11 protein-coding genes are annotated in these 9,989 nt (G+C 71.0%); 2 read left to right on the top strand and 9 right to left on the bottom strand.

Annotated elements, in window-relative coordinates; all coding sequences use genetic code 11:
- Nucleotides 1-173 precede the first annotated feature (173 nt).
- Nucleotides 174-803, top strand: coding sequence for a response regulator transcription factor (locus tag ACR2JA_RS03800; RefSeq protein ID WP_434007791.1), 630 nt, complete (start codon nt 174-176; stop codon nt 801-803).
- Between the two features lie 21 nt (nt 804-824).
- Here the strand turns inward: ACR2JA_RS03800 and ACR2JA_RS03805 are convergent, their stop codons facing one another.
- Nucleotides 825-968, bottom strand: coding sequence for a hypothetical protein (locus ACR2JA_RS03805; RefSeq protein ID WP_434007792.1), 144 nt, complete (start codon nt 966-968; stop codon nt 825-827).
- Between ACR2JA_RS03805 and mltA the strand changes: the two genes are divergently transcribed.
- The gene (gene mltA, locus ACR2JA_RS03810; protein ID WP_434007793.1) at nt 901-2,175 is read left to right on the top strand and encodes a murein transglycosylase A; all 1,275 of its coding nucleotides are present in this window, start codon (nt 901-903) and stop codon (nt 2,173-2,175) included. The genes ACR2JA_RS03805 and mltA overlap by 68 nt on opposite strands.
- A gap of 14 nt (nt 2,176-2,189) precedes the next feature.
- On the opposite strand, the gene ACR2JA_RS03815 is transcribed toward mltA, so the two are convergent.
- The 8 genes from ACR2JA_RS03815 to ACR2JA_RS03850 all read right to left on the bottom strand — a co-directional run bounded on the left by ACR2JA_RS03815 (nt 2,190) and on the right by ACR2JA_RS03850 (nt 9,711).
- Complete coding sequence (locus ACR2JA_RS03815; protein WP_434007794.1) at nt 2,190-3,776, bottom strand: two-component system sensor histidine kinase NtrB; 1,587 nt, start codon at nt 3,774-3,776, stop codon at nt 2,190-2,192.
- Between the two features lie 112 nt (nt 3,777-3,888).
- Nucleotides 3,889-4,344: a hypothetical protein gene (locus tag ACR2JA_RS03820; protein ID WP_434007795.1), complete on the bottom strand. Its 456-nt coding sequence runs from the start codon at nt 4,342-4,344 to the stop codon at nt 3,889-3,891.
- Between the two features lie 51 nt (nt 4,345-4,395).
- Nucleotides 4,396-6,372, bottom strand: a complete 1,977-nt coding sequence (locus ACR2JA_RS03825) for an SdrD B-like domain-containing protein (protein WP_434007796.1) — start codon at nt 6,370-6,372, stop codon at nt 4,396-4,398.
- Nucleotides 6,369-7,181: a hypothetical protein gene (locus ACR2JA_RS03830; RefSeq protein WP_434007797.1), complete on the bottom strand. Its 813-nt coding sequence runs from the start codon at nt 7,179-7,181 to the stop codon at nt 6,369-6,371. Before ACR2JA_RS03830 ends, ACR2JA_RS03825 begins: the two co-directional genes overlap by 4 nt.
- Nucleotides 7,178-7,651, bottom strand: coding sequence for a hypothetical protein (locus tag ACR2JA_RS03835; protein ID WP_434007798.1), 474 nt, complete (start codon nt 7,649-7,651; stop codon nt 7,178-7,180). The genes ACR2JA_RS03830 and ACR2JA_RS03835 overlap by 4 nt, the downstream gene beginning before the upstream one ends.
- Nucleotides 7,648-8,280 (bottom strand): hypothetical protein, encoded by a 633-nt coding sequence (locus ACR2JA_RS03840; RefSeq protein ID WP_434007799.1) that lies wholly within the window; start codon nt 8,278-8,280, stop codon nt 7,648-7,650. Before ACR2JA_RS03840 ends, ACR2JA_RS03835 begins: the two co-directional genes overlap by 4 nt.
- Nucleotides 8,281-8,410: 130 nt before the next feature.
- On the bottom strand, nt 8,411-8,992 hold the full coding sequence (locus ACR2JA_RS03845; RefSeq protein WP_434007800.1) for a hypothetical protein: 582 nt from the start codon (nt 8,990-8,992) through the stop codon (nt 8,411-8,413).
- A 209-nt stretch (nt 8,993-9,201) separates the two neighbouring features.
- Nucleotides 9,202-9,711 (bottom strand): Lrp/AsnC family transcriptional regulator, encoded by a 510-nt coding sequence (locus tag ACR2JA_RS03850; protein WP_434007801.1) that lies wholly within the window; start codon nt 9,709-9,711, stop codon nt 9,202-9,204.
- Between the last annotated feature and the right edge of the window lie 278 nt (nt 9,712-9,989).

Raw genomic sequence — 9,989 nt, forward strand, 5'->3', positions numbered from 1 at the left:
GGCAAAGCCGGTTCCACCGCATCCTCGAAGCAGACACTTTGCGCCGGAGAGGCCGCTGACGGATGAGGGGAAGTCCATTCCAGGGCACCGCGGAACCGGCTTTGCCGGGCCACTCGCATCGCCCCCTGGGGGGTGACGCCGCAGGCGGCGCGGGGGGGAGGCACAATCCGTTCATGACCCAGTACCCCGACGCGAAAGTGTTTCTGGTGGACGACGACGCTGGCGTGCGCGAGGCGCTGGCCTGGCTGCTGCGCACGCGGCGCCTGCTCAGCGAGGGCTTCGACAGCGCCGATGCTTTCCTGGACGAAATCGCCCGCTGGGACGACGCGCCCGACGTGCCCTGCTGCCTGCTGCTGGACGTGCGCATGCCTGGCACCAGCGGCCTGGCGCTGTTCGAGCACCTGCTCACCCTGCCGTGGAAGGCCACGCTGCCGGTGATTTTTCTGTCCGGTCACGCCGACGTGCCCACCGCGGTGGACGCGGTCAAGCGCGGGGCCTTCGACTTCTGCGAAAAGCCGTTTTCCGACAACGCGCTGGTGGACAGGGTGGAGCAGGCGCTGCACCAATCGGCCCAGGTGCAGGCCCAACGGCAGGCCCAGCGCAGCCTGCAGCAGCGCATGGACAGCCTGACCGAGCGCGAGCGCGACGTGATGCGCCTGGTCGTCGGCGGGTTGCCGAACAAACTGGTGGCCGATCAGCTCAACATCAGCGTGCGCACGGTGGAAGTGCACCGCGCGCGCGTGTTCGACAAGATGGGCGTGAAGTCGGCCGTGGAGCTGGCCAACGTGCTGCGCCAGGCGTGACGGCCGCGCCCCGCCGGCCGTTCAGCGTTTGTCGGCCGGGTCGTCGGTTTCGCGGCGCGACTGTTCCGGCAGCTCGCCCTTGTTCCGGCCGGAAAACATGGTCCACCACACGATGAACACCAGCAACACCAGCGCGCCCAGCGCTTCGAGCAAGAGCAAAGACATGAGCGTTTGGAACCTTGAAAAGCAGGTGAATGGGAGCGGGCAGCACGCCGTGCGGGCCGGGCGCCTGGCGCTGGCGGCGCTGATTGTAGGCAGCCTGGCCGCCTGCGCCGTCGACCCCTACACATATCCCCAGCCGGCGCCGGTGGTCACCGCGCCGGCCGACGACGGCCCGCTGCCGCCGGCCCTGCAGCGCGGCAAGAGCCGATGGACGCCGGTTCGCTGGGCCGAGCTGCCCGGCTGGGGCCAGGACAGCCTGCACGAGGCCTGGAACGCCTGGCTCAAGGGCTGCGAGCGCCCGGCGCCGGCCGGCATGCCCGGCCAGGCCGCGCTGTGCACCGAGGTGCGGCAGCTGGCCATCGGCACGCCGCAGGAACAGCAGGCCTGGGTGGTGCGGCGCTTCCAGCCCTACCGCGTGACCGAGGCCGACGGCTCCGTGCCCCAGGGCCTGCTGACCGGTTATTACGAACCCATCCTGCCCGCCAGCCGCGTGCCCACCGCCACCCACCGCACGCCGCTGTACGCGCCGCCGGCCGGTCTGGGCAGCGGACAGAAATGGTTTTCGCGGCAGGAGATCGACACCCTGCCCGCCGCCCAGGCCGCGCTGCAGGGCCGCGCCATCGCCTGGCTGGCCGACCCGGTGGATGCGCTGGTGCTGCAGATCCAGGGCTCGGGCCGGCTCAACCTGGGCGAGGCCGACGGCGGCCAGCGCCAGGTGCGCGTGGCCTTTGCCGGCCACAACGGCCACCCCTACCAGAGCGTGGGCCGCTGGCTGCTGGACCAGGGCGCTATCCGCGAAGGCTCGTGGGACGCGATCCGCGCCTGGGTGCGCGCCAACCCGGCGCGCGTCAACGAGATGCTCTGGAGCAATCCGCGCACCGTGTTCTTCCGCGAAGAGCCGCTCAGCGAACTGGACGCCCGTTTTGGCCCCCGGGGCGCGCAGGGCGTGGCGCTCACGCCGGGCCGCTCCATCGCTGTGGACCCGCAGAGCATCCCCTACGGCACGCCGGTCTGGCTGGCCACGCAGGGCGCGGCACTCAACCAGCAGAAGCTGGTGATGGCGCAGGACACCGGCGGCGCAATCGTTGGCGCGGTGCGGGCCGACCTGTTCACCGGCTGGGGCAGCTGGGTCGATCCGGCCTACACCGTGGCCGCCTCGCTCAAGCAGCCGCTGCAGCTGTGGGTGCTCTGGCCGCGCCTGGGCCTCTGAGCACCAGCGGCCCCTCAGCCCGTCGCGCTCGGCGCGGTGGCCGCGGCCAGCCACAGGCGAAAGCAGGCGCCCTGTCCGGGCGCGGTGACCAGCTGCAGGCTGGCGTCGTGATCGTGCAGGATGCCGTGCACCACCGACAGCCCCAGCCCCGTGCCTTTGTGCGCCGCCTTGGTGGTGAAAAACGGCTCGAAGATGCGCGCAGCCACCTCGGGTGTCATGCCCGAGCCGTTGTCCTGCACGCTGATCTGCACACCGGCGCCGGGGCACGCGCCGCGGCTGTGCAGCACCGTCAAGGCCCCGGGCTCGTCGGGCGGCGGACCGTCGGCCGCGCGCACCTGCACCACCACCTGGGCGCTGGGCTGGCCCCGGCAGGCCTGCACCCCATTGGCCACCAGGTTGATGAGCACCTGCTGGATCTGGGTGGCGTTGGCCGGCACCGTGGGCAGGCCATCGCCCACCTCCAGTTGCAGGCGCGTCGCCGGGGGCAGTGTGGTTCTGAAGACGCCTTGCAGCGACTGCACCAGCGGGCCCAGCTCCACCGCCTCGCGCTGTTCTTCCTGGCGGCGAGCAAAGGTCAGGATCTGCTGCGTCAGCGCGCGGGCGCGCCGACCGGCCTTCTGGATTTCGAGCAGGCTGGTCTGGGCCGGGTTGTCGGCGGCGGTGTCCTCCAGCGCCAGCTTCACATTGCCCAGGATGGCGGCCAGGATGTTGTTGAAGTCGTGCGCGATACCGCCGGCCAGGGTGCCCAGCGCCTCCATCTTCTGCAGCTCGCGCAGCTGCGCTTCGAGCTGGCGGCGCGCGGCCTCGGCCTGCCGGCGTTCGCTCAGGTCAAAGTCGATGCAGAAGAACTCGGGCGGGTGGTCGGGCCGCTGCAGCAGCACATGGCCCGAGTGCACGTGCACCGGGCGGCCCTGTTTGTCCTGCAGTTCGAGCTCGGCCGAGGGGACGGCCTGCCCGGTCGCCAGCATGTGGTCGGTGGCCCCGATCACCGCTTCGCGCAGCGCCGGCGGGATGATCAGGTCCAGCAGGTTGTGGCCCAGGGCTTCGTCGGCGGTGTAGCCGTACAGCTGCTCCGAGGCGGCATTCCAGAAGCGGCAGACCAGGTTGTGGTCGTAGCCCTGCACCGCGATGTTGGGGATGGCGTCGATCAGGTCGCGAAAGCGCTGGTCGCTGGCCTGTCGACCGTCCGGTGCCAAAGGCACCGGCACAACGGGCTGCACGAACGCGCGACAGCGCACGCCGCCGGTCGCCGGCGCCCAGGGCTGGCCGCTGGCCTGCAGCCCGCCGCGCGGTCCATTGCCTACGGTGCTGCGCCACGCCGCTGACCAGGCCATGCCCGGGCTGGCGCACGACAGGTGCGCGCGCAGACGCGCCGCATCATGGGCCTCGACCCGGGCCCAGAAAGCCGGATCCAGCGCCACGTCGGCGGACGGCGCGCCACCCAGCCAGGCCCAGAGCGCGGAGCTGACCCGTTCGATGCAGACGTCCCCGCCGGAGTCCACCCGCCACTGCAGGTAGGCCGGCGGCAAATGGGTTGTCAGCGCATCGAGCTGCTGGACGGCGGTGTCGGACGTTTCGGGCGGGCAGGGCGGCGAGGGCACGGAGGCGGGTCTCCCATCAGGCGCCCCGACAAGCTGCGGCACGCCCGCGCCATGTTAATGCTTTGGTGACAATTTGTAGTGCGCCACGCAACATGGGCGCGGCGACGGCGGGTCACAGCGCCATCAGTTCGGTCTGTACCGGCCAGATCAGGGCGCTGCGCTGCGTGCCGAAGTCGTGCTGCAGGCGCAGGGTGTAGCGGCCGGGGCCGCTGGCGCACAGGCGGTAACCCTCGGCCACCGGCTGCAAGGTGACGCCACCGACCTCGTCGGTCTGCAGGCGCCAGTTGGCCACGCTCGGGTCGTTCAGCCGCAGGTGGGCGCAGAAGCCGCTTTTCATGTTCGACAAGACGACCAGTCGCTGCTCGACCATCTGCGCCTCGCCGATCCGCGTCGGGTGGCTGTCTTCGATGACGCGCATCACCGGCGGGATGACGATGCGGAAGTTCAGGCTGGCGCTGGCGCCGCGGCCAGGGGGGGCGAAGCGGCTGTCGGCCAGGCCGCTGGCGGGCAGCGCCAGCGACGCCGCGGCGAGCAGCAGGATGGCGGTGGAGCGGGAATACCGGAACATGCACCTGTGATCGGTGCGGAGCCGGAAAACTTGAGGGCGGTGGCCGGGCCCTCAGTCGGCCCGCTGCACCGGGATGCGCAGATCGGTGGCTTCGCGCAGGCGCACATCGACCGTGACCTGCCCTTCGTCCACCACGCTCCACGGCAGGGGCAGGGTGTCGTTGCGCACGCCCACCGTGCGCGCGCCGGCGGCCACGAACGGGAATTCGAACCGGCCCTGGGCGTCGGTGCGCACGGCGTAGCGGTTGTCCAGCGTGACGGTGACGCCGGCGGCCCCGGCCTCGCTGGCTTCCTGGGTGCCGCTGCGGTTGGCGTCCAGGTACACCGTGCCGCGGATGCTGCCGCCGCCCTCCTGTGCGCGGCCCCCCAGCGGCACGCTGCGGCTGCCGGCCTGCAACTCGTAGCGGAGCACGGCGTAGACGCTGCGGTCGGCGCTGGTACTGACCACGCTCATGGGCGGGCTCAGCGGGTCGATCGAGGTCTGGCTGACGCTGCGGCCGCTGCTGCGGTTGAGGTTGGCTTCCAGGCTCCAGCGCGGGTCGATGCGCCACTGGGCGCCCAGGTTCAGGCCCCACTGGCGGGCGCCGCTGTCGCTGTGTTCGCCGCTGGCGCTGCCGCGCAGGCTGGCGTTGCCGGTCAGCGGCACCGCCCACGCCACGGCGGCGCGCCAGAGGTTCTGTTCGGGTTCCCCGGTGCTGGCCAGGGCGTCGCGGTGGCCCAGGCCCAGGCTGGTGGACAGGGTCCAGCCGATGGGCATGGCCCAGTCCTGGTCGTGGTCCAGGGCCACGCTGGCGGCCTCCGTGCGCCCGCCCGTCAGCGTCAGGCGCAGGCCGGCTGTGCCCATGGCGTGGGTCCAGCGGCCGTCGCCGTAGGCGGTCCAGGCGCTGCCGTCGAAGTGCCGCACCGAGCCACCGATGCCGACGCTGGCCCCCTGCGGCAGGCGCCAGCGCGCGCTGCCGGTGGCGTATCGCCCGGCAGCGGCACGCCCGCTGAGGGTGCGCAGCCAGTCCACGCTGCCTTCGGCCGACCACTGGCGGGTGCGCCACTGGCTGCGCAGGGTGACGCCTTCGAGGTCGCTGGGCAGGGCCAGGCGGGCCCAGCTCAGGCCCGGGTCCAGCCGGTAGTAGCCCAGGCCGTGCTGGCGCGGGCCGTCGTCCCATTCGCCGTCGAACCAGACGCCGCTGCGGGTGCCGGCCCCGTCGCCGGCGGTGCTGGTGACGGCCTGGCCCTGCCACCGCGTGGTGGGGCTTTCGTGGCGCAGCGCCAGCAGGGAGGCGTCGGCGTCCACCCCGGGGCTGCTGTCGCTGTCGCGCACCTGGTGGGCCGACTCGTGCTGCAGCGCCAGCGTCCAGCCGCGCAGGGGGCGCAGCGGGTCGCGTTCGGCGTCGCCGCCGGGGCCGAGGTTCCATTGCGCGCCCAGGCTGTCGCGCCGGCCGCCCAGGCCCACGAAGCGGCTGCTGGGCAGGCCGTCGAGCCGGCCGGGTTCGCCGCTGCCGGCCTGCAGTTGCAGGCCTTGCGCGGGCTGGTCCCATTCGGCGCTGACGCCTTGCAGCACGCTGGAGGGCACGAACACGCGCGATGGCAGCCGCGTGATGGACGGCGCCGGGCTGTTGATGACCCCCAGCTCGTGCTGTGCCTGCCAGCCGCCGCCCAGCGGCAGGCCGCGCTGGCGCAGGGTGAGCGTGCCGCGGCCTTCGCGCGGGTTCACCGTGCCGTCGAACGACAGGGTGCCGTGGTTGGGTGTTTCGATCAGGCCGTAGGCGGCCAGGCCCAGCCGGGTGCGGTGCGTGTCGTCGAAAGGCTGGGTGCCCAGCCGCGTTTCCAGCCGCAGAAAGCGCGGCCAGCCCGCTCCGTCGTAGGCGTAGCCGGTGTCGTTGCCCGCGGTGTCCGGGGTCAGGCCTTCGATGACCTTGTCTTCGTAGGCGGCGCCGGCCACGGGAGCGGTCTGCGCGAAGGCGCAGGGCGCGGCGAACAGGCCGCCGAGCGCCAGCCCCAGTGCGGTGCGTTGCAGGCGCCGCGCGGGCGTCATGGGGCCGGGGTGAAGCGCAGGTCCAGCGGCAGGCGCTGGGCGCCCGATTCGAGCTGGCCCTGCACCGCCAGCGGATAACGCAGTGTGGGCACCGGCTGGCCTTCTTCGGCGTTGGGGCTGAGGGGCAAGGCGCGCGTCTCGCCCGGCAGGATGGGCAGGTCGGCCGGGCTCAGGTCCAGCCGCTCGCCGGCCGCGTCGGTGCCGCGGACGAAGCCTTCGAGGCGGCCGGTGGCGTTGCCGCTGTTGCGCACCGCGATCTGCGGCAGGGGCTGGCCGTTGACCGGCGCCACGCGGGCGCCCACGATCTCCAGCCGCGGCGCAGCGTCGCCCACGGTGGCGTAGACGATGACCGCGATGCGCCCGCCCACCGGCAGGTTGAGGCTGCCGGCCACGCGGGTCGGGTCCAGGCCTTCGACCATGATGGCGAAGCGGCATTCGCGCGCCGCGGTGCCGGCCGGCGGCGTGATCTCGAAGCGGTAGCGGTAGCGCGCACCGGGTTCGAGCGTCAGTTCCTTGCGTTCGATGGCCACCCACGGGCGGCAGCTGTCGGGGGCCAGATCATTGCTGAACGTGGCCGACTGGTCGGCGTTGAGCACCCAGTCGTTGGTGTACAGGCGGTAGTTGCCCTTCTGCTGGCCGACGTGCTGGATCTCCAGCACCTGGCGCAGGGTCTGGCCGGCCTGGGTGCGCACCTCAAAGCGCGGTGGCGAAATGTAAGCGGCAAAGCCCTGCGCCATGGCCAGCGACGGGGCCACGAACGAGGCGATGGTCAGCAGCAGGGCCGGCAGGGCGGCGCGAAGGGGTGTCATCGGTCGGTGTCGATCTCGAAATGGAAGTTCAGCCGGCGCTGGGTGGTGGCCCAGTCGGCGCCCGAGCGCAAACGCAGCTGCAGCTGGTCCTGCAGGCTGTCGGCCGGCACTGCGCCGGCGTGCACCAGCGTGCGCTGGCCAGGTGTCAGGCGGCCGGGCAGCAGGCTGCCCTGGCTGGTCCAGACCGCTTCGACCGTGCCGCCCGCGTCCTGGCCCATGACCATGTAGATGCGCGCGGTCTGGCCCGCCCAGGCGCGGGTGTCCACGTGCACGTTGACGCGCACCCAGGTCTCCATGCCGGCGGCCGGTTCGGCGGTGCTGATGGGGCGCCACTGCATCTGGGCACTGGCCGGTACGGTGTGCGTGAGCGCGTCGTCCATGCGCTGGGTGCCCGCGCTGGCCAGGCCGGCCCACACCAGGGCCAGCGACAGCGGCACAGCCCGCCAGAAGGTGGCATGCGTCCGCTTCATGGGCTGCTCAGGGTGTAGACCACCTGCCCGTTGTAGGTGCCGGCGGCGCGTGGCGCGGTGTTGGCGAACACGAAGCTGTGACAGTTCTCGATGTAGGTGTTGGCGGGCACGGTCGCCAGTGTCTGGGTGGCGCCGTTGAACGTGCCGGCCGGGATCACATTGGGCACCGAGCTGCCGGCGGCCGAGACGGTCCAGCTGATCTGGGTGAACGGGATGGTGTCGCCGGCGGTGCTGGTCAGGTTGGCCGGCGAGGTCACGCTCAGCGTGGCGCTGGCCGGACCGTTGGCGGCGCTGCTGCGCCGGTAGGACGCCCCGACCATGACCTGGCTGGCCGGCGTCGGGCAGGTGGTGTAGCCGTCGCCGTACAGGCTGGCGCTCTGCGTGCTGTTGCTGGTCATGGCCAGCGCGGTGCCGTTGCCCAGCTGTGCGCCGGGCACGCTGACCTGCACCAGGTTGACGGTGGCGTTGTTGGCGTCGGCCGTGCCGTTGCCCACGTGCAGGAACACGCGGCGGCTGGCGGCCGTGAGCGTGAGCGACCAGGCATGGGCCAGCGTGCCCTGCCCCAGCAGGACGAGCAACAAGGCGCTGGCCAGGGGCCGCAGCAGGGGAAGGCGTCGAGGGGATGGCATGGCGCGTTCATTGTGACCCACGGGCCGGCGCGGGGTTCCGGCGGGCCGGCGGCCCAAACGACAACGGAGGGTCGCTGGTGGCGAGCCCTCCGTGTTCGGGGTGCGCCGAGGGCGCGGGCGGATCAGACGATCAGGGCATGCTGGCGGTGTAGGTCACCTTGCCATTGGTCGTGCCGTAGGTGCCCGGGGCCACCACGGCCGCGTTGGCGTAGCCGAAGGTCCAGTTCGCGGTGCGGCTGGTGACCTTGCCGGAGCTGACCACCAGGTTTACCGAGGCGCCGGTGGGGGCGGGGCTGGGGAAGTTCGGGGTGTCCGAGGAGGCCACGGTGATCTGGCTCCAGGGGATGGTGTCGCCGGTGGCGTTGGTCAGCGCGCCGGTGTTGGAACTGGTCAGAGCGACCACGCCGTTGTTGCCCAGCACCTTGACGGGCACCACGTTGCCGGAGATGGCGCCGGCGGCTGCGCCCGTGCCCAGGTCGGCCGGGTTGGTGGTGTAGTCGAAGGTGACGGTGTCTTCGTTGGTGTTGTTGGCCAGGCCGGCGGCGCCGGTGCCCACGGCCAGGAACAGCACGCGCGGCACGACCACGCGGAAGTTCAAGTCGGCGGCAGCGGTGCCCGAGCCGACCACCAGTTGCGATTCGGCCGATGCCAGCAGCGGCGCGGCCAGGGCCAGGGCGATGGCGGATTTGACGAACAAATGAGAGCGAGACATGTTCACGACGTTTCCTTCGGGTTGAGAGCAGCCCGCAGCGATGAAAACTTTCTGATGCACCGCTGCGGTGGCTTTGAGATGGGCGGATGCTACGAAAAGTGCCCCGCTCAGACAACCCAACCGTGGGGAAAAGTTCACGAAAACAAAGACTTGCGGCCGACTTGTCACCCAGCGGTAGCGATCCGGCGATGGGCGGTCGGCGAAAGTGCTCAAGTTTTATGGCGTTCTGCCGTGCCTAAGTGTTTGGTAAGCAAATGGCCCAGCGGCAGGGCGCTGGCGGACTTGACCTCGCCCAGTGAAAAACTGGTGTGCAGGTCTTTCACATTGGGCAGGTGGATGAGCACCTCGCGCGCGAAGCGGCTGAACTCGGCCAGGTCGGGGCAGACCACCTGCAGCTCGAAGGTGCCGGAGCCGCTGATGTAGTGGCAGCTGACGATCTGCGGGATTTTCTGGATCGCCTGCTCCATCTGGCCCAGCGCATCGCCGCTGTTGCGTTCGGCGTCCAGCCGCACGAAGGCCAGCACGCCCAGACCGATCTTGTCGCGGTTGAGTTCGGCCCGGTAGCCGGTGATGAAGCCGGCCTCTTCCAGCGCGCGCACGCGGCGCCAGCAGGGTGCCGCCGACAGGCCCACGCGGCTGGCCAGTTCGGCGTTGGTGAGCCGGCCGTCGTTTTGCAGTTCGTTCAGGATGGCGAGGTCGAACTTGTCGAGTGTTTCCATGAGGGGCATTTTTTAGAAAGAAGCTTTCTCAAGTGTCGTGAAACTGGGCATGAAAAGCAAACACCTGTCGGCGGTCGGGCCATACACTGTGCGGCACACGGCAGCCGACCGATCCGGGCGGTTGTCGGTTCACGAAACCGCTCACAAGGCGGCATTCCACCCACAGCAACCATCTTGATGAACCCGTTACTGAACCGCAGTGAAGTCGTTGCGCCAAGGCGACTTGGAGCGGGCGATGGCGTTGAGGATGACCAGCAGCTTGTGCATGCAGGCCACCA

Source organism: Hydrogenophaga sp. (assembly GCF_051007235.1).
Classification (GTDB): domain Bacteria; phylum Pseudomonadota; class Gammaproteobacteria; order Burkholderiales; family Burkholderiaceae_C; genus Hydrogenophaga.

Coding starts and splice junctions, on each gene's coding strand:
- ACR2JA_RS03800 (WP_434007791.1), top strand. CDS start 174: ATGACCCAGTACCCCGACGCGAAAGTGTTTCTGGTGGACGACGACGCT.
- mltA (WP_434007793.1), top strand. CDS start 901: ATGGTCCACCACACGATGAACACCAGCAACACCAGCGCGCCCAGCGCT.
- ACR2JA_RS03805 (WP_434007792.1), bottom strand. CDS start 968: ATGTCTTTGCTCTTGCTCGAAGCGCTGGGCGCGCTGGTGTTGCTGGTG.
- ACR2JA_RS03820 (WP_434007795.1), bottom strand. CDS start 4,344: ATGTTCCGGTATTCCCGCTCCACCGCCATCCTGCTGCTCGCCGCGGCG.
- ACR2JA_RS03825 (WP_434007796.1), bottom strand. CDS start 6,372: ATGACGCCCGCGCGGCGCCTGCAACGCACCGCACTGGGGCTGGCGCTC.
- ACR2JA_RS03830 (WP_434007797.1), bottom strand. CDS start 7,181: ATGACACCCCTTCGCGCCGCCCTGCCGGCCCTGCTGCTGACCATCGCC.
- ACR2JA_RS03835 (WP_434007798.1), bottom strand. CDS start 7,651: ATGAAGCGGACGCATGCCACCTTCTGGCGGGCTGTGCCGCTGTCGCTG.
- ACR2JA_RS03840 (WP_434007799.1), bottom strand. CDS start 8,280: ATGCCATCCCCTCGACGCCTTCCCCTGCTGCGGCCCCTGGCCAGCGCC.
- ACR2JA_RS03845 (WP_434007800.1), bottom strand. CDS start 8,992: ATGTCTCGCTCTCATTTGTTCGTCAAATCCGCCATCGCCCTGGCCCTG.
- ACR2JA_RS03850 (WP_434007801.1), bottom strand. CDS start 9,711: ATGGAAACACTCGACAAGTTCGACCTCGCCATCCTGAACGAACTGCAA.